The organism is Pseudomonas sp. DR48 (assembly GCF_019823085.1).
Classification (GTDB): domain Bacteria; phylum Pseudomonadota; class Gammaproteobacteria; order Pseudomonadales; family Pseudomonadaceae; genus Aquipseudomonas.
In genome coordinates this window covers 4,758,304-4,777,158 of record NZ_CP081946.1, presented here as the reverse complement: position 1 = coordinate 4,777,158, position 18,855 = coordinate 4,758,304, and the positions used below count along the sequence as shown (strand labels likewise).

16 protein-coding genes are annotated in these 18,855 nt (G+C 60.1%); 9 read left to right on the top strand and 7 right to left on the bottom strand.

Annotation, left to right across the window (positions count from 1 at the left end; translation table 11 throughout):
* Window positions 1–10: 10 nt before the first annotated feature.
* Window positions 11–1,453, bottom strand: a complete 1,443-nt coding sequence (locus K5K95_RS21680) for a coniferyl aldehyde dehydrogenase (protein ID WP_222586033.1) — start codon at window positions 1,451–1,453, stop codon at window positions 11–13.
* A gap of 246 nt (window positions 1,454–1,699) precedes the next feature.
* Here K5K95_RS21680 and K5K95_RS21675 point away from each other — a divergent pair, with 246 nt between their 5' ends.
* From K5K95_RS21675 to K5K95_RS21650, 6 genes are all read left to right on the top strand, one after another.
* The gene (locus K5K95_RS21675; RefSeq protein ID WP_222586032.1) at window positions 1,700–2,485 is read left to right on the top strand and encodes an enoyl-CoA hydratase/isomerase family protein; all 786 of its coding nucleotides are present in this window, start codon (window positions 1,700–1,702) and stop codon (window positions 2,483–2,485) included.
* A gap of 35 nt (window positions 2,486–2,520) precedes the next feature.
* Window positions 2,521–3,768, top strand: a complete 1,248-nt coding sequence (locus K5K95_RS21670) for a thiolase family protein (protein ID WP_222586031.1) — start codon at window positions 2,521–2,523, stop codon at window positions 3,766–3,768.
* Between the two features lie 11 nt (window positions 3,769–3,779).
* Complete coding sequence (locus K5K95_RS21665; RefSeq protein WP_222586030.1) at window positions 3,780–4,937, top strand: acyl-CoA dehydrogenase family protein; 1,158 nt, start codon at window positions 3,780–3,782, stop codon at window positions 4,935–4,937.
* A gap of 74 nt (window positions 4,938–5,011) precedes the next feature.
* The gene (locus K5K95_RS21660) at window positions 5,012–5,788 is read left to right on the top strand and encodes an SDR family NAD(P)-dependent oxidoreductase (protein ID WP_222586029.1); all 777 of its coding nucleotides are present in this window, start codon (window positions 5,012–5,014) and stop codon (window positions 5,786–5,788) included.
* Between the two features lie 42 nt (window positions 5,789–5,830).
* Window positions 5,831–7,417 (top strand): class I adenylate-forming enzyme family protein, encoded by a 1,587-nt coding sequence (locus K5K95_RS21655; protein ID WP_222586028.1) that lies wholly within the window; start codon window positions 5,831–5,833, stop codon window positions 7,415–7,417.
* A 127-nt stretch (window positions 7,418–7,544) separates the two neighbouring features.
* Window positions 7,545–8,000: a glycine zipper 2TM domain-containing protein gene (locus tag K5K95_RS21650; RefSeq protein WP_222586027.1), complete on the top strand. Its 456-nt coding sequence runs from the start codon at window positions 7,545–7,547 to the stop codon at window positions 7,998–8,000.
* Between the two features lie 52 nt (window positions 8,001–8,052).
* Here K5K95_RS21650 and K5K95_RS21645 read toward each other — a convergent pair whose 3' ends face one another.
* Window positions 8,053–8,868 carry a hypothetical protein gene (locus tag K5K95_RS21645; RefSeq protein WP_222586026.1) on the bottom strand — a complete coding sequence of 272 codons (816 nt, stop codon included), beginning with the start codon at window positions 8,866–8,868 and terminating at the stop codon, window positions 8,053–8,055.
* A gap of 16 nt (window positions 8,869–8,884) precedes the next feature.
* Window positions 8,885–9,703, bottom strand: a complete 819-nt coding sequence (locus tag K5K95_RS21640; protein WP_222586025.1) for a DUF2092 domain-containing protein — start codon at window positions 9,701–9,703, stop codon at window positions 8,885–8,887.
* Window positions 9,704–10,053: 350 nt separating this feature from the next.
* Between K5K95_RS21640 and K5K95_RS21635 the strand changes: the two genes are divergently transcribed.
* Both K5K95_RS21635 and K5K95_RS21630 read left to right on the top strand, forming a co-directional pair.
* Window positions 10,054–11,667, top strand: coding sequence for an arylsulfatase (locus K5K95_RS21635; protein WP_222586024.1), 1,614 nt, complete (start codon window positions 10,054–10,056; stop codon window positions 11,665–11,667).
* A gap of 117 nt (window positions 11,668–11,784) precedes the next feature.
* The gene (locus tag K5K95_RS21630; RefSeq protein WP_222586023.1) at window positions 11,785–12,450 is read left to right on the top strand and encodes a DUF3313 domain-containing protein; all 666 of its coding nucleotides are present in this window, start codon (window positions 11,785–11,787) and stop codon (window positions 12,448–12,450) included.
* Window positions 12,451–12,599: 149 nt separating this feature from the next.
* Here the strand turns inward: K5K95_RS21630 and ligD are convergent, their stop codons facing one another.
* From ligD to K5K95_RS21615, 3 genes are read right to left on the bottom strand one after another with little or no spacing between them, the layout of a single operon-like run.
* Window positions 12,600–15,179 (bottom strand): DNA ligase D, encoded by a 2,580-nt coding sequence (gene ligD / locus K5K95_RS21625; RefSeq protein WP_222586022.1) that lies wholly within the window; start codon window positions 15,177–15,179, stop codon window positions 12,600–12,602.
* The gene (locus K5K95_RS21620) at window positions 15,176–16,168 is read right to left on the bottom strand and encodes a methyltransferase (RefSeq protein ID WP_222586021.1); all 993 of its coding nucleotides are present in this window, start codon (window positions 16,166–16,168) and stop codon (window positions 15,176–15,178) included. The genes ligD and K5K95_RS21620 overlap by 4 nt, the downstream gene beginning before the upstream one ends.
* A gap of 10 nt (window positions 16,169–16,178) precedes the next feature.
* A complete protein-coding gene (locus tag K5K95_RS21615; protein WP_222586020.1) occupies window positions 16,179–17,564 on the bottom strand; it encodes an iron-containing redox enzyme family protein in 1,386 nt (461 codons plus the stop codon).
* 195 nt (window positions 17,565–17,759) lie between these two features.
* Here K5K95_RS21615 and K5K95_RS21610 point away from each other — a divergent pair, with 195 nt between their 5' ends.
* Complete coding sequence (locus K5K95_RS21610; protein WP_222586019.1) at window positions 17,760–18,197, top strand: cupin domain-containing protein; 438 nt, start codon at window positions 17,760–17,762, stop codon at window positions 18,195–18,197.
* A 130-nt stretch (window positions 18,198–18,327) separates the two neighbouring features.
* Here the strand turns inward: K5K95_RS21610 and K5K95_RS21605 are convergent, their stop codons facing one another.
* Window positions 18,328–18,771, bottom strand: a complete 444-nt coding sequence (locus tag K5K95_RS21605) for a hypothetical protein (RefSeq protein WP_222586018.1) — start codon at window positions 18,769–18,771, stop codon at window positions 18,328–18,330.
* Window positions 18,772–18,855: the final 84 nt, after the last annotated feature.

The following is an 18,855-nucleotide window of genomic DNA, read 5'->3' as shown; positions in this document are numbered from 1 at the left end:
TTTGGCGGCCTCACGGCCTCAACAAAACGTTCATCACCCGCCGAAACAGCTTGCCGTAAGGTGGTCGCAGCAAGCCCATCAGATCCCATCGCGGCGGCGTGAACACCGCGCGCTGCAAGCTGAAGGCCTTGAAACCATCGCCACCGCGATAGCGCCCGAACCCTGAATTCCCGCATCCTCCGAACGGTAGGTCACTCTGGAAAATATGTTGCATGACCTCGTTGATGCATGCGCCGCCTGAAGAGGTGCGCTCCAGAACCTGCTCCGCCTCGGCGCGGTCCCTGCCGAAGTAGTACAGCGCCAGCGGACGCGGGCGCGCATTGACGTAAGCGATGGCTTCGTTGATAGACCGATAGCCACAAATCGGCAGCAGCGGCCCGAACAGCTCCTCCTGCATCACCAACGCCTCCTCGGGCGGATCCACCAACAACGTCGGGGCAATCTTGCGCACGCCAGCCAGTTCTTCCCGCGCCGGATTGACCTCGATGCACCGCACGCACAACGCCTTGGCATCGGCCAGGTAGGTTTGCAGGCGCTGGTACTGGCCGGGAGTGGCCATGGCGGTGTAGTCCGGGTTGTCGCGCAGGGTCGGGAACATTTTGCGCAGTTCATCTTGCAGGCTGATCAGCAAACGTTCGAGGTCGTCTTCATGCACCAACACGTAGTCCGGGGCGATGCAGGCTTGCCCGGCGCTGATGCCCTTGCCGCCCCAGATCCGCCGCGCCGCATCGTCCAGGTCGGCGCCGCGACCGATGATTGTCGGCGACTTGCCCCCCAGCTCCAGTGTCAAAGGTGTCAGGTTTTGCGCGGCGGCCGCCATCACCAGACGCCCGACACGCGGGCTGCCGGTGAAGATGATGTGGTCCAGTGGCAAGGCTGAAAAAGCCGCGCCGACCTCGGCTCCCCCGACAAATGCCGCTACCTCGGTGTCATCGAAATACTTGGCCAACAACTCGATCAGCAAGGCAGCCGTCGCCGGGGTGAACTCCGACAACGTGATCATCGCCCGATTACCGGCGGCAAAGGCTTCGGCAAGTGGCCCCAGCGCGATGGCCACCGGAAAATTCCACGGCGCCATGATGCCGATGCTGCCCAACGGCTGAAAGCGAATTTCAGCCCTGGCTCCCAGCCACCCGGCGCCCATTTCCGGGGTGCGCCGCTCAGCCTTCATCCACCGACGCACATGCTTGCGTGCATATTTGAGCCCTGCAACCGGCAACAGCACATCGCTCATCAGCGAATGGTCATGCGAGCGCCACGAGAAATCTGCCGCCAGCGCCTCACACAGCGCCTGCCGGTTGTCGAGCACAAGGGCAATCACCCGGTCGATTCGATCAATGCGCAACGCCAGTGATGGCGGGCCTTCGGCAACGAAAGCGGACTGCTGGCGCGCCAGCACATCTTGCATGCGGGCAATAGTCACGTGGGCCTCGAGGTGTTGGCTGCTGGCCATGACATTCCTTGGGTGCTGTTGATTTTGTTCACACGATGGTGCGCAACGACCGGGCGCCGCGCAGGTCATCTGCAACCTTTTTCCGGTCTTTGGCGCAATCGCGCCAAACACCCCCTCGCGCATCACCCCGCCAACATCCAGCGGACAACCGCTTTCGTTGCAATGACCTGCGACAGCCTGGAGTGCATTCCTACTATCGGTCCCATCAACGACGCCAACAGAGCGCTAACAATAAGGGGAGTTGTCATGAGTGAAGATGTCTTGCTGTACGAAATCATCGGCCCGGTGGCGCGCCTGACGCTCAACCGGCCACGGGCCATGAACGCGCTGAACCTGGCGACACTCGCCGAACTCGAACATAGCCTCAACGACATTGCGCTCAATGACGAACTGAGGGCGGTGATCCTGACCGGGAATGGCCCGGCCTTCTGCGCCGGTGCCGATCTCAAGGAAGTCCTGGCCGGTGCCACGCTGCCTGCAGGCGAAGCCGATTTCCTTGATCGAGCCAATCAAGTCTTTGGCCAACTGCGCAACTTTCCTAAACCCGTAATTGCAGCGCTCAACGGCGTGACCATGGCCGGGGGCCTGGAACTGGCAATGTGCGCCGACATCGTGATTGCGGCGCAAACCGCCACCCTTGCCGATGCCCATGCCAACTTCGGCGTCTATCCAGGAGCGGGTGGCGCAGCCGTGTTGCCACGCCTGATCCCGTTGAACATCGCGATGTATTTGCTGATGACCGGCAAATCCCTTTCCGCTACCGAAATGAAAGGCTACGGCCTGGTGTGCGAAGTCCACGCCGACGCCGAGCTGGCCGACGCCGCCCTGGCGCTGGCCAACCACATTGCGAAAAAGAGCCCGATTGCCCTGCGCCGCATGAAAGAAGTAGCCCGCGCCTCGGCCGACAAGACTCGCGACGATGCCTTGCAGCACGAGCAGGTGATGCTGCGCCAACACCTGCGCACCGCTGATTTCCAGGAAGGTTTGCTGGCCTTCGGCGAGAAACGCGCACCGAACTTCAAGGGCCGCTAGGCCGCCACGTCCCCCGCAATCAGCAGGAACAGACAATGAACGATATCTACGTAGTGGGCGTTGGCATGACGCCGTTCGGGCGCTTGCTGGAACGCAGCGTCTACGACATGGTCGAGGAAGCCGTCGGCCTGGCGTTGAAGGACGCCGGCGCCACCACCGCCGACATCGGCTCGGTGTATTACAGCACCATGACCAACGGCATGTTGCAGGGTCAGACCGGCATTCCCGGCCCGATTGCCATGCGCCGTATCGGCGTCGAAGGTGTACCGGTGTTTTCGGTCGAGAACGCCTGCGCATCAGGCTCCTCGGCGTTCAACCTGGCCACCCTGGCGCTGCGGGCTGGCCAGTGCGACATCGCCCTCGCCGTCGGCGCCGAGAAAATGAACATCCCCGATAAAGCCAAGATGTTCGCGGTGTTCGATGGCGGCTGGGACGTCTCCACTGTCGAGCAGAACAAGCACACCTTGCTGGCCATGGGCGAAGGCATCGTGCCGCCGCCGGGCACCGTTTCCGAACGTCCCTACAGCGTGTTCATGGACGTGTATGCCGCCATTTGCCGCAACCACATGCTGCGTTATGGCACCACCCAGCGGCAGATCGCGGCTGTCGCGGCGAAAAACCACCAACACTCGGTGCACAACCCGCTGGCGCAGTTCCAGCAAGCCTTCAGCATTGATGAAGTCCTCGCTTCGCCACCGATCTGCTACCCACTGACCACCCTCATGTGTTCGCCGATCAGCGACGGCGCGGCCGCCGTGCTGTTGTGCAACGCCGACGGTCTCAAGCGTTTGAGAAACGCCGGCGACCGCGCCGTTCGGGTGCTCGCCAGCGTGGTGCAGACCGGCACCCATCGTGGCCTGGATGAACCGGAAAAAATCGTCGCGCACCTCGCCGCAAAAAAAGCCTACGCCATGGCCGGTGTCGACCCCTGCGACGTCGATGTCGCGGAAGTCCATGACGCCTCGGCCATCGGTGAAATCCTCAACGCCGAATCGCTGATGCTGGTGCCCTTCGGCCACGGTGGTCCGGCCGCCGAACGCGGTGACTTCACCGTTGGCGGCCGCATGCCGATCAACCCGTCCGGCGGCCTCGAGTCGAAGGGGCACCCGATCGGCGCCACGGGTCTGGGACAAATCCATGAACTGGTGACGCAACTGCGCGGTGAGGCCGGCAAGCGCCAGGTCGAAGGCGCGCGCATCGCCATTCAGGAAAACGGTGGTGGCCTGTTCGGCATCGAAGAAGCCGTGGTCGCCGTCAACATTCTCGCCAACAAGACTATTTAAGGAGAACCCTCATGGGACACGTCATGCGCACCCCGGAACAACTCGAAGCCGTCGAAAGTTTCCGTCGCTTCCTGGCAGACAAGATCGACCCGGTGTTCAACAAGGAATACCGCGACACGTTCATGCCGAAAGAGAAAATGGCCGAGATGATGCGCCAGCTCGTAGAGTTCGGCATGGTCTCCGGCGCGGTCAGCGAAGCCAACGGCGGGCTGGGCCTGGACTGGCCGACCATGACCATGCTGTTCGAAGAAGTCGCCGCCTGCTCGGTGGACCTGTCCACGCCGGTGGTCATCAACTCTTTTGGCGCACAGATGCTGGAAAAACTCGCCCCGGCTCACTTGCGCGAGCGTTACCTGCCGGGCCTGATCAGCGGCGACTCGTTCGTCAGCGTCGCCATTTCGGAGCCGGATGTCGGTTCCAACGTCCTGGAAATCAAGACCCGCGCCCGTCGCGACGGCGACGACTTCATCATCAACGGCGAAAAAACCTGGATCAGCAACGGCGCTTACTCCGACTTCCTGATCTGCACCTGCCGCACCGGTGATGATCCGCGCAAGGGCCTGACGCATTTCCTGCTGGACCGCAAAGAACACCCGTACGAAGTTCAGAACATTCACAAGATGGCGTGGAACAGCCAGTCGACCGCGCAGATTTTCCTCAACGATGTGCGCGTCCCGGCCAGCAACATCATCGGCAACGAAGGCGAAGCGCTGAAAAACACCCTGTCGTTCTTCGAACGTTCCCGAGTGTTTGTCGCGGCTCAAGGCTTGGGTATCGGCCGCCGCGCACTGGAAGAAGCCGTGCGTTACGCCAAGGAGCGCAAGCAGCACGGCAAGCTCATCGCAGGCCACCAGTTGATCTCCGCCATGCTCGCGGAAATGGCCACTAACGTTGATGCCGCGCGCCTGCTGACCTACCGCGCTGCCGAAATGATCGGCGCCGGCATCCCGGCAGAAATGGAAGCAGCCATGGCCAAGTATTTTGCTTGCGAAGCTGCAGTGACCATCGCCCGTCAGGCCGTGCAGATTCACGGCGGTGCCGGTGTGACCACCGACTTCCTGGTCGAGAAACTCGCCCGCGAAGCGATCATCGTGCCGATCCCGGAAGGCACCACGCAAATCCAGCAACTGATCATTGGCCGCGCCTTGACCGGGGTCAACGCGTTCTGATCAGCCGCCCGTTCGACACCCAACAATAACAACCTGGCACCGAAGGTGCCGGGCAGCGAACAAGGACACTTTCCATGCGTATTCAAGACAAAGTCGTTGTAATCACTGGCGGCGCGTCGGGCCTGGGCCTGGCGACGGCTCACTACCTGGTGACCGAAAAAGCCGCTCGCGTGGCCATTTTCGACCTGAATACAGAGGCCGGCGAAAAGGCTGTGGCCGAGATTGGCGCTGATCGGGCGATGTTCGTGCAGACCGACGTCAGCGATGAAGCCTCGGTGCAGAACGCTGTGAATGCAGTCATGGACCGGTTCGGTGCGATTCACGTGTGCATCAACGGCGCTGCTGTACCGACCGGCTTCAAGGTGCTGGGCCGCGAAGGCAAGGCTGCACCGCTGGCACGTTTTGCCCAGGCCACCGCGATCAACCTCAATGGCGTGTTCAACGTCATGTCCAAGTGCGCCGAGCGCATGGCTAACAACGACGCGGAAGGCGGCGAAGAGCGTGGCGTGGTGATCAATGTTTCGTCCGGCGCCGCGTATGAAGGCCAGGTCGGTCAGTGTGCCTACGCTGCGACCAAGGCCGGCGTGATCGGCATGAACATGCCCGCCGCCCGTGAGCTGGGCGAGATCGGGGTGCGCGTCAACGCCATTGCTCCGGGCCTGTTCCTGACCACCATGGTGGCCGGTCTGGACGAGAAAGTCCTGAACTCCCTCAAGGAGCAGATGGAAGCGCCTAAGCGCCTGGGCGACATGCGCGAGTTCGCCCATTGCTGCGCCTTCCTGATCGAGAACGCCTACATCAACGGCGAAACCATTCGCCTTGATGCCGCGTCGCGCATGCGTGCCCGATAAACGCCTCGATCCATTGCGCCAGTCATACAGGGCCCACACGCCATGAAAATGAATTTCAGCCGAATCATGCGCCTGCTCGCATTGCGTCATCGCGACCAGGAAGCGATCGTCAACGTCGAGCGCAATCGGCGTTTCACCTATGAGCAATACCATCTGCTGACCAACCGCGTGGCCGATGTGCTGCGCAACCGGCTGCAGGTTAGCGCCGGCGAACGCTTCATGCTGATCCTGGAAAACGACAACCTCAGCCTGATGATGTTTCCCAGCACCTTCAAGCAGGAAGGCACGGTGGTCATGACCAACCTGCGCGACCCGCTCGACGAGCACGCGCGGCAGATCGACCTGGTCCAGCCGCGGGTGGTGTTTCTCGAAACCCGTTTGCTCGACAGCTACTACGGCATGTTGCGCAGCCGTGGTTGCGAGATCGTGGTGATGGACCCGCCCACCGCCGAGCAAGCCACCCTCCCCGGCGTGCACAGCTTCTGGCCGATGGTGGAGGCCGCGTCCGACCTCGACAACGATGTGACCCTCGACTCCGATCAGCACATCTGCATGCTGCGCTTCACCGGTGGCACCACCGGCAAGGGCAAATGCGCGATGTATTCCATCGACAACTGGATGGCGTGTCGCGATGCGGCGTTCATCAACACCGATCTGGGCCTGTCTGGCGCGACTCGGTTGCTGCATGTCTCACCTTTGTCGCACGGCACCTTGATGCTGTTTTTCCCCACGGTGTATGGCGGTGGCACCAACATCACCCTCAACCAGCTCGACATGGAAAACTGGCGGCAGGTCGTCGAGAGCGAGCGGGTCAGCCATTCGTTCCTGGTGCCGACCGTGCTGTACCGCCTGCTGGAATTGCAACGGGCCGATCCGAAAGACTTCTCGTCCCTGACCACGCTGATCTATGGCGCGGCACCAATGAGCCCGGACAAGCTTGGCGAACTGGTGGAGTGTTTCGGACAGATTTTTGTCCAGGGCTACGCCGCCACCGAGGCACCGATGATCATCGCGGCGTTGGAGAAGGCTGCCCATCAACCGGGTGATGCCAGTGCGCTGCAACGTCTGTCCTCGGCGGGCCGACCGACGCCCGGCGTAGAAGTGTTTATCGCCGACCCGGACGGCCATCCGCTGCCCGTTGGCGAAACCGGCGAAATCCGGATCCGCTGCAAGGCGATCATCAAGGGGTATTACGAAAATCCGGAAGCGAGCGCAGCAGAGTTCGACGATGGCGCGTGGAAATCCGGTGACTTGGGTTACATCGACAACGACGGCTACCTGTACATCGTTGACCGGCTCAAGGACATGATCATCAGCGGCGGCTTCAACGTTTATGCGGTGGAAGTCGAGGCGGCGCTGGCAGCGCACCCCTCGGTGCTGATGGCGGCCGTGGTTGGCATTCCCCATGCCGAATGGGGCGAAGCAGTGCATGCCGAAGTGATCCTGCGAAAAGGTGAGTGTGTCTCTTCGCAAGAACTGATCGCACAGACCCGGACTCGCCTGGGCGGCTACAAGGCGCCGAAATCGCTGGTGTTTGTCGACGAACTGCCGACCTCCGTGGTCGGCAAGGTTCTGCGCCGCCAGGTGCGTGAAAAATACTGGCAGGGATCCTCGCGCAAGATCAGCTGAGGTCCGGCGCAGCGCCTGCTCCCTGCAGCAGGCGCTGCGCCAACGCCTGGAAAATGTTGTGCTAGGCTTTTTTCTCACGTAACGCGATGCGTTTGAATCGATCATTCCCTGGCAGAAGGAGCTCGCAATGAAAACGACTGTTTCCTGGCTAACGATCGCACTGGCCAGTCTGCTGATCAGTGCCTGTGCCGCCGTAGGATCGAGCAGCGGAGGTGCTGGCGAGACAGAGATCCGCTCGGGCAAGATCGAACAGATCGTGCCGACACAGATGCAGACCAATCACGACAGCGGGGTCGGGGCCATTCTTGGCGGGCTCGCCGGCGTCGGGATCGGCAGCCTGATAGGCAGCGGCACCGGCCGCGATGTCGCCATGGTAGCGGGGGCCCTCGCCGGTGCGGCAGGTGGCAACTACGCGGAGAAAAAGCGTTATGACCAACCCAAGGAAGCGCAGCAAATCATCGTTCGGGTGAGAAACGGTGTGCTGGTATCGGTCACTCAGCCAATCAACCCTGTGCTGAGCAAAGGCATGAACGTTTACATCGAAGGCACCGGGAACGATGCCCGGGTTGTTCCCCAAAGCTAGAAGCGCCAACAGCACAATCGGTGAGCCGGCCTGTATGGCGGCGCCCTCTTGATTAAGGCGTCGGCACGACCGTGTAGAACACACCGTTGGCGCCATACGCAGGTCGTACCCACGAATTGCCGCACTGATAAAAAGTCCCCGCTGCAACTGTCCTCAGCTCACATCCGGAGGGAAGGCTCGCAAAGGTTGCGCCCATGGGCATGGTCGGCGGTGCAGAGGCCACCATCCCGGCGTTATAACCTGCACCGTAGGCATTGTTGTTTGCCCCCTGATTGGCCACCGTGGCAATGGCAGCACCGGTCACTGCCCCTGCTGCTGCCGCCGCGGCGGGATTCACGCCCTCGTTGTACCCACAGTTATAGCAACCGCTGCTGGCATAAACGGCGGTAGGTGGGTGGTAGTAACTGGTGCCGTAGGTTGCCGGGTGGTAGGCCGTCGTACCATATCCGTTCGCATGGTAGCCGCTGGCGGTGGCGCCATTTTCACCTTGGGCGTGCCACGCGCCCTCGCCGCCGGATGCCGTTCCACCTTCGGCTCCGGTGCCATGCCACGAACCCTCGCCACCAGAGGCAGTGCCGCCCCGTTCGTCTGTGCCGCTCCAACTGCCGCCACCACCCGAGGCCGAGCCGCCACGATAGCCTGATCCGCTCCAGCTACCGCCGCCGCCGGACGCCGAGCCGCCTCGATTGCTTTCTCCACTCCAGCTGCCTCCACCGCCCGAAGCCGAGCCGTATTCACCGGAGTGACTCCAGGAACCACCACCGCCGGATGAACGGCCAAAACTGGATGCGTGCGACCAGGCCAGCGCCTGGTTGCAACTGAGCAGCGCGACGACCAGGCCGGCGAATTTCAACGTAGATCTGTTCATGTTCCTGCCTCCTCGCTCAGGGGTTCGCGACCGGTGCCTTGACCCCTTCCGGGGCGCGCAAGTCGGGCGGCGGAGCAAATTCAATCCTGTGTGCATTCTCGATATGTTCGGGTTTGAAGAATTCGGCAGTGAGCGCCGATTCGAGCTTCCAGTCACTGAACGCGACCTGGTGCCGGGATTGGGTCGGGTCGTCACGGAACACCGCACGCAACATGCGCGGCAGCTTGTCTTGCGCACCGATCCAGGCTTGTACGAACACCACGTCATTGGCGTAGGCAATTACATCCGTCGTGGTATCGCCGACCACCGTGGACTGACCGATGTAAAACGCCAGGCGCATGTCTCTTTCCAGATCCTTGTAGGGATCGGCAACGATGACGTCGGTAAAGGGAAAATAGATGGCCGCGCGTTGGTAGGCCGCCTCAAGGGTCGCATCAATAGTGGGGGGTGCATCTGCTTGCGCCAGCAGGTTTCCCTTCGGCTCATAGGCATAGGCTTGCTTGCCGTCGTAATAGAACTCGGTCGCTGCACCATCGCCCGAGGTCAATACGCGCAAATGATCGGGCCGCTGCATATTGACCAGTGCCACGGTGTTATAGGCCAGGGGTGGCCCCAGCCGGCTGGGTTTCTCGTAAGTGGTGATGGCTTTGAAGCTCATGCCTTGGGTGCTTGCCAGCCTGGCACTCATGGACTTCAAAATCTCCAGCGCCTTGGGCTCCAGTTGGTTCACTTGAGCATCCATGGCCGCAGGTTGAGCCGCGAGCAACGGCGTTGCAAACACGCACATGAGCAACCAGGGGACGCACAACCGGACACGCTGTAGAGGGTATGACATCGCTTGTTCTCCGCAGACACCCCATCAGGATTTAAAGAGTAGCAATGGAAGTAGCGCGACAACGGATTAATTTTCTGCGGCTCACTGACGCCTGCGTTGTAATACCGGTTTGATGCCTTCGCTATTCGAACAGCGAATAAAACCTTTGGGGTGGAAGTTGACTAATTCAGATGTCGTTCACCCTGCAAGTTGCCGGCTCTGCTGTAAACCCCGTGAAACAAGGGCACACCACTGGTAATTATTACTGGAAATTTCACAGTTCAAACCTACTCTCTTGCGGGGGATACATATTTAAATATAGGTCGGGGGGGGCCTGTTTCAGTACTAACGCAAGTACACAGGAGCTCCAAATGAACCAGTCAAAATTATCCAGGCTGTTCGCGGTGTCGATGCTGTTATCTGCAATGGTTCTACCCCTGGCCACTCAAGCCGCCGACAAGGCGCCGAACATCGTGGTGATCATGGGTGACGATATTGGCTGGTCCAATATCGGCGTCTACAACCAGGGCATGATGGCCGGCCGTACCCCTAACCTCGACCAATTGGCTGCTGAAGGCATGCGTTTCACCGATTATTACGCCGAGGCCAGTTGTACAGCCGGACGCGCCAATTTCATTACCGGCGAACTGCCGATCCGCACGGGTATGACCACGGTGGGCCAGGCCGGCTCTCCTGTCGGCATTCCCGCCGAAGCGGTCACCATCGCCACCACCCTCAAAGCCATGGGTTACGCCACGGGTCAGTTTGGCAAGAACCACTTGGGTGACTTGAACGAGTTCCTGCCGACCGTGCATGGCTTCGATGAGTTCTTCGGCTACCTCTATCACCTCGACGCCATGGAAGACCCGGCGCACCCCAACTATCCGCAAGAGCTTCTGGCCACCGTCGGGCCGCGCAACATGGTTCACAGCTGGGCCACCACCACCGATGACACAACGGTGATGCCACGCTGGGGCAAGGTCGGCAAACAGAAGATCGAAGATGCCGGCACGCTGTATCCGGATCGGATGAAAACCGTCGACGAAGAAATTCGCGACAAGGCTTTCAGCTTTATCGACAAGGCCAAGACCGACAACAAACCGTTCTTCGTCTGGCTCAACCCGACCCGCATGCACATCGTCACGCACCTGGCTGACAAATATGAAGCGATGCGCAATGCACAAAACGGCTGGTCGGAGCAGGAAGCCGGCATGGCACAACTCGACGACATCGTCGGCGACGTCATGGCCAAGCTGAAAAAAGACGGCATGGATGACAACACCATCGTGATCTTCACCACCGACAACGGCGCCGAGAACTTCACCTGGCCTGACGGCGGCACCACACCATTTGCCATGGGCAAAGGCACGGTGATGGAAGGTGGCTTCCGCGTGCCGGCGATGATTCGCTGGCCGGGCAAAGTACCGGCAAACACTGTAGCCAACGGCATCATGTCGGGCATGGACTGGTTCCCGACCCTGGTCGCAGCAGCAGGCAATCCAAACATCACCGACGAACTGCTCAAGGGCAAACAACTGGGCGACCGGACCTACAAGGTGCACCTGGACGGCTACGATCAGACACCGATGATCACCGGGAAAGGCCCGTCGAACCGGCATGAAATCTTCTACTTTGGTGAAAGCGCGCTGGGTGCGGTCCGCATCGATGACTACAAGTACCGCTTCATCGATCAACCCGGCGGCTGGATGGGCGCCAAACTGGCGGTCGATGTACCGATCCTGACCAACCTTCGTCTTGACCCGTTCGAGCGCATGGGTTGGCCGGAAAACCAGGCTGCCCAAGGTTCACAGCAGTATTTCGACTGGTTCAAGTTTCAGTTCTGGCGTTTCGTGTTCGTCCAGCAACAGGTCGCCAAACTGGCTGAAACCGCGATTGAGTTCCCGCCGATGCAAAAAGGCGCAAGTTTCAACCTGGATTCAGTCAAAGCCAAAATTGCAGCAGCGCGAGCGGAGATGGCCAAGTAAAACCGCTGATTTACGGGTGGTCGACGCTGACCACCCGTTTTGGCAGTGAATATTCACAATAGCCACCTATGCTCAAACATGAGTAAACACGATGCAAACCATGGAGCACTTACCACTATGAACCTGTCCCGTAAATTGTTCATCGGCGCTGCACTGGCCAGCCTGCTGCTCGGCGGGTGTACCTCGAAAGTCACAGAAAAAGACCAGTACTCAGGCTTCCTGTCCAACTACAACAACCTGCAGGAAGTCACCACCACCAGCGGTGAGAAGGCGATGCGCTGGGTGAGTCCTTCATGGAACCCCAATGCCTACGACACCGTGGCGTTCAACAGGCTGGAGTTGTACCCGGCGCCAAAGCCCAACGAACGGGTCAATCGGCAAACCCTGGATGACATCCAGAACTACATGACCACCAAAACCAAAACCATCCTCGGTCAGAAATACCGTGTGGTTACCAGCCCACAACCAGGCTCGAAAACCCTGATTTTGCGCGCGGCGATTACCGGGGTTACCGCCGAAAATGAAGGCATGAAGTGGTATGAAGTGGTTCCGGTCGCCGCGGTGGTCGGCGGTGTTTCTGCGGCCAGTGGTCATCGGGATCAGGACACCACGCTGTTCATCGAAGCCGAGTTCATCGACGCCAAAACCAATCAGACCGTAGCCAAGGTGGTACGCAAAGTCTTCGGCAGCACCCTGGAAAACGCCAGCCAGAAGATCACCGCCAAGGACTTCAAGGCGGCCATCGACAAACTGGGCACCGATCTACAAGCGTTCATCAAGTAACACTGTGTAGGAGCTATATAGGAGCTATGTAGGAGCTGTCGAGTGAAACGAGGCTGCGATCTTTTGATCTTGTTTTAAAAAATCAAAGTCAAAAGATCGCAGCCTCGTTTCCCTCGACAGCTCCTACGCAGCTCCCATGTTTCCCGGGTTTATTTTTTCATTCCGACTCTGCGACGCATGTCGGCGGTGATGGATTGCCGGGTTTTCTTAAGATCGGCCCACGGCTCATCGCCGACTTCAGCCAGGCGTTCATGGGCGTTGTGGATGTTCCACTGATCGCCGCCCTTGAGTTCGCCCACCTCGTCACGAAAGATCGGCATCGACACCGGCATCCCTTCGCGGGTGCGCGCCGCGTAGGCGCAAATGGTCGTTGCGCCGAGCCCGTTGCGCAGGTAATCGATGAAGATCCGCCCTACCCGGTTCTTCGGTCCCGACACCGCGGAAAAACGTTCCGGCAACAGCTTGGCCATGTGACTGACGATGGCGTGGCTGAAGTCCTTCACCTCATCCCAACCCAGCTTGCGGGTCAGCGGCACCACCAGGTGAATGCCTTTACCGCCGCTGGTCTTGAGAAAGGCCTTGAGCCCCAGTTCATCGAGGACCGACAGGGTCAGTTGAGTCGCCTCGACCATGGTTTTCCAGGGCAGCGCCGGGTCCGGGTCGAGGTCGAGAACGAAGCGATCCGGTTTATCGAGATTGTCCGAGGTGGCGTTCCAGGTGTGCAGTTCGACGGTGCTCATCTGCACGGCGCCGATCAGGGCTTCGGCGTTGTTGATGATCATCACCGGTTGGCCGGTGAGTTCCTTGTCCAGCGTGGTGATCCCCGGAATGGCGAGGCGCTCGGCGTTCTTCTGGAAGAACAACTCGCCGGTGATGCCATCCGGAGCCCGGACCAACGCCACCGGGCGATCCTTGAGCTCGGGCAGAATCCACTGCGCGACGCTGGCGTAATACTCGGCCAGTTGCACTTTGGTGGTACCGCTGCTGGCGTCGATCACCCGGTCCGGGTGCGTGATGCGGACTTTGCCCGCCCCCAGTCCAATCTGCGACGGCGCGGTCTGGGCGGTTTTCTTTTCAGCGCTGGCGGCCGGTTTTTTCGCTTGTGTCTTCACCACTTTCGCGCGCTCCTCGGTGATGTTTTTAGCAGGTTTGTCATCGCGCAGGCCATGGAACACCGCATGGCGCACCGAACCGTCCTTGGTCATCTCGGCGAAAGCAATTTCTGCCAGCAGCACGGGTTTGAGCCAGTGCACGCCCTTGGCGTCAAATCCGGTCGGAGGATTGACCACCGATGGCTTTTTCACCTGTAAGGGTTTGAGTTGTTCGTGGATGCTTTTCAGGGTGGTTTCGTTGAACCCGGTGCCGACCTTGCCGGCGTAGCGCAACTCGCCGCTGTCACGGTCGTGCAACCCGAGCAGCAAGGCGCCAAAGGCATTACGTGAACCTTTGGGATCGGTATAGCCGACCACCACAAACTCCTGCCGATGTTTGCACTTGAGCTTGATCCAGTCGCTGCTGCGCCGGGACACATAAGGCGACCCCAGGCGCTTGCCGATCAGCCCCTCCATTTGCATCTGGCAGGCGCTGTTGAGCAAGGCTTCGGGTTCCTCGGCAAGCGACTCCGAGAAGCGCAGCAGCGAGTCCTTGTTGGAATTGAGCACCGTCGCCAGGGCCACTCTTCGCTCCTCCACCGGCACCTCGCGCAGGTCGACGCCGTTGAGGTAAGGCATGTCGAACAGGTAGTAAACGATGGCGCCGCTGCTACCCGCTTCGAATGCATTTTGCAGCGCCTGGAAGTCCGGCACGCCCTGCTCGTTGGCGACCACCATTTCACCGTCGAGCCAAGCGGATTCAAGGCCCAGCGCCGTCAGCGCCTCGGCTTGCGCGGGCAGCTTGTGGGTCCAGTCGTGGCCATTGCGGGTGAAGAGTTTTACCTCACCGTGGTCGATGCGCGCCATGATCCGGTAGCCGTCGAACTTGATTTCATAAGTCCACTCGCCGCCCGGGGCTTTCTCTACCAGCGTCGCCAGTTCCGGTTTGAGCAGCTCTGGCATTTTGGCTTTGTGGGCGCCGGTGAGTTGCGCCGAGGCTGCTTTAGGCGTGACTTTGCGCGTGGGCTTCTTGACCGGTTTGGGTTTATCCGGCGCTTTTGACTTTTTGGGGATGATGGTGCGATCGCTGAGCACACTGTCCGGCTCGGCGGCCACCACGTCGTAATCACTTTCGGGTTTTGCCGCGGTGTCCTGATGCTTGATCAGGAACCATTGTTCCTGCTTGCCCGGCATGTGCGTGCGCACCAGGTTCCACAACCCACCGAGCTTCTCGCCTTGCAGCTCGAACTTGAGCTTGCCCTTGGCGTATGACTCAGCCGGGTCACCCTGGGGAATCCATACGCCACGGTCCCAGACGATGACATCCCCGGCGCCGTAATGCCCTTCGGGGATGCTGCCCTCGAACGTTGCGTAGTCAATCGGATGGTCTTCGACATGCACGGCCAGGCGCTTGACCTTGGGGTCCAACGACGGGCCCTTGGGCACCGCCCAACTCTTCAGCGCGCCATCGAGTTCCAGGCGAAAGTCGTAATGCAGGCGCGAAGCGTCGTGCTTCTGGATACAGAACTGCAACGCATGATCTTTTCCTGCCTTCTTGCCCGAGCGTTTACCGGCGGCCGGTTCCGAGGTAGCCGAAAAGTCGCGCATGCGGTTGTAATCTTCCAGGTTCTTGCTCATGGCGCACCTGCTGCTTCAACGCTTCCCCCAATGCCGGGGCCACTGCGGGTGACGATCAGCGCGACCACTGCGATGCGCTCTACCCGTTGATAACCCGCCGTCAATAGCTCTTCGCCGAACACGTCGGGATCGAGTTCGCGGTAGGTCCAGCTGAACCGTGGCGATTCCAGAAACGGGGTCAGGGCTTGCAGAAAAGGATCGCGCCCGTCGATCATCGCCACCCCGGTGTACAGCACCAGGGAACCACCGGGCGCCAGTCGATTCAAGGCTTGCTCGACGATGCGCAGCGACAGTTGCGCGCCGAACGCGCCGCCACCATGCCGGTAAGCCCGTTCGGCGGGGTCGGCCATATAGGGTGGATTGGCGACGATCAGGTCGAATTGGCCGTCGACGTCCTGCAACACATCGCTGGTCTCGACGCTGACATTGGCTACTTCGGCAAGGGCCGCATTGACCGCCGTCAGACGCAGCGCCGCCGGGTTGATGTCCACGGCCAATACTTCGGCTTCGCGGCGTGCGCGGGCAATCACAATGGCGCCGACACCGGCACCGCATCCGATGTCGACCGCGCGCCGGATCGGCGCGAAACTCTGTTGCAGATGGGCATGAATCAACTGCGCAAAACGGTAGGTGTCGGGGCCGAAGAACACCGCGTCGGCCGCGTCGGTGGGGAAACCCGAATGCACAAACAGCAAATCATCGAGACTCGACCAGCGCACCCGGCTTTTCAAACGGCCCTCGTGTTCTTCAAGCACGCCGGCCTGTTGCAATTGCCGTTGCTCGTCCGCCGACAGCAGACCGGGCTCGAAGGCGCGCGACCAGCCGAACACGTCGCGCAAGTTCTGGGCATTTTGCCCTTCAGCACGCTGATTGACCCGCTGATGCGTCAGCGGTGTCGGGGTGATAAAACGGTAGCCATCCGCCTGCAAACGCCGGCCCAATTGCAGCAGCGCCAGATCGGCCGTGTCCAGTTGTTCTTCCTGATTCATGTGCAACTCCCTAGCGAAGGCTGGATTTGAGTTCGATGAAGCGCCGCGTCGCCATCAATCCTGCAGGATGAGAATGTCGGCGCGCCGACAGCCACGTAATCAACGCTTGCATCTGCTCGGCAGCATCAAGCCCCTCCAGCGAGTCTTGCAGGCTCTGCACATCCGGGTCGTTAACCGGCACTGGCGCTTCGCTGACGGCACTTTTGCCCGCTCGAACCGCAGCGCCTGAGCGCTCGGGCGTCCAGTCGCCGGCGATCCAGTCATGCAGCAGCTGTTTTTCATAGGGGCTGAACACCCCGAACATCGCCGCGCCGTCACCGTCGATCAACTGCCAGAAACGGCTGTCTTGCGGGTCCTGGTGACGCTTGATCCAGCCTTTGTTTTGCAGGGCGTCGAGGAAACCTGGCAACTGCTCCGGCGAGGACAACCATTGGTTGACGGTCTGGCCTTCGAACCGGCAATAGTCGGAGTGCATGTGCTGACCGAAGGGACGTTTGCGCTCAAGCATGTTGAGCAACTCGGTGTCGAGGTCGAACGATTCGATGATCGCGCCACTGCCCTGCCCCAGATCGTTGAGCCGATAACCCAGCGCCACCCGGCGCAGAAAGTCTTCGCGATCGCCCTCCAGCGGCAACAACTCCAGCACCGCTTGCACCGCCTTGTGTGCATGGCCGGTGCTGGCATTGTCGATGGTCACGTGCAACGTGAAGTAATACGGATCGATGCCCAACTCGCTGAGTTCATAGGCGCTGATCAGCAAATGCAGCGGCAGTTGTTCATAGCCCAGGTTGTAGCCGATCACCTCAGGCAAAAACTCCTCGCTGCATTCGCCCAACGCCAGTTGTATCGCGCCTTGCAGGTAGTGCTCGTCAGCGATTACGCCGGTGTCTTGCAAGCCATGTTCGGCAAGCAGTTTGCGGTAGATCACCACGTGATTCTGCGCCGGATTGCCGTCGCCCAGTTCTTCCAGATAGGTGCAGATCAGCCCTTCGAAACGAGGGTCGCGCCAGTGACGCAACAGGCCGTAAAGCCATGCACCGTCAACCAGTTTGGTCGGGGCCACCGCTTGCAGGAAAAACAGCGCGTGGGCCTTGTTAGTGAAGAACTGCCGAGGACCGCCGTCCTTGCGTTGTTGCAGGTAGTCGGCGTATTGGCGAGCGACGTCGGCACAGTGTTGCTCGACCCAGTCTTGCAGCGCCGACAGCTCGTGGGGCATCGCTTCAGGCACGTCCGCAGCGCGTTGCAACTGCACCTGCAGGAAGTCCTGGGCGAGCGCGCGCTGCTGCTCGGTATCGTCGCTCAGCAACAACTGTTCGTAGGTTTGTTTCATGCTGCCGGCAACGGAAATCGCGTGTTCGTGGGCAGGCTGGGAGTCGAGTCGTGTCAGGGCAGTCATGGGCGCTTCTCTCGGTCTGAGGCCAGTGGCAGGACGTTAAATCAACACGTCTCTACATCAGCAGAGCAATCGGGCCGGAGAAAAATTCAATCCACGTTGAAATCGCCCTGACAGACGGGCTTGTCCCGAGGTGCCGGGCGCGCACGCCAGTGAATATACTCAGCGGGTGTGGGACTCACCTTTCGGAGAGCAATCATGCGTACGGTCCATGTCATCGAAAAGGCGCCCGCTCCGGTGTCTGTCGTCGGAGAAGCCATCACCATTCTCGCAGGCGGGGACTTGAGCAAGCCTTTTGAAATGCATATCCAGGAAGGCGTGCAAGGTGGCGGTCCGCCGCTGCACTATCACCCGTGGGATGAAGCGTTCTACGTCGTCGACGGGGAGGTGGAAGTGACGGTCGAGGGCAAGGCAACCACCATTTCGTCCGGGGGTTACGTGCATATTCCAGGTGGGTCGATTCATGCTTATAAAAACATCAGCCCCACCGCGAGAATGATCGGTGTGGTGTCCGATCCGCGAGGCGGTCAGTTCTTTGCCGCCGTGGATCAATTGAAGGTGCCGCAGGATCTGCCCCGGATACTGCAGATTGGCGAAGAATACGGCGTCATCTTCCTGCTGCCAAAACCCCTGTAGGCCTGTGGGACTGTAGGAGCTGTCGAGTGAAACGAGGCTGCGATCTTTTGACTTTTCTTTTTAAAAACAAGATCAAAAGATCGCAGCCTCGTTTCTCTCGACAGCTCCTACAAGAACGTATCGACTTTTCTCAGCTCAGGGCCCCGCAGAAAATATTCTGGTGACCATCGGCCGGGCTCTCACGCACCACCAGCACATAGTCGCCGGACCGAAGGGTGTCGATGGGCACCGGTGCGCTTTTCCAGAAGTACTGGAGTGAGGCCTGCGAGTAGAACCGGGCGTTCGGACCTTCGTTCAGGTCATACGCCGGTTTCTCGCCCAGGTTTGAACAGCTTCCTTGATAGATGTAGGCCAACAAACGGCCGGGAACGGCGCTGCCCTTCGGTTCGCCACTGACGGCGAACCAGAATGCGGTCGCATTGCCGTCGGGCATCATGATGGGTCGGGCGATTTTCCCGGCATTCACGGGTGTAGCGTGCAGGGGAACATTGCTGATCTGGTTGTCCGGTACGGTTGAGCATCCAGAGATCCACCCGACTGCTACCACCAACGCCAGCGAAGATACGATTTTCATCGTGGTACTCCCGCTTGGTTAGGACACGTTGAAGTGATCCCCCCTGTAAATTCTAGCGTTCAGGGCAAAGCGGGCATTTCTTCG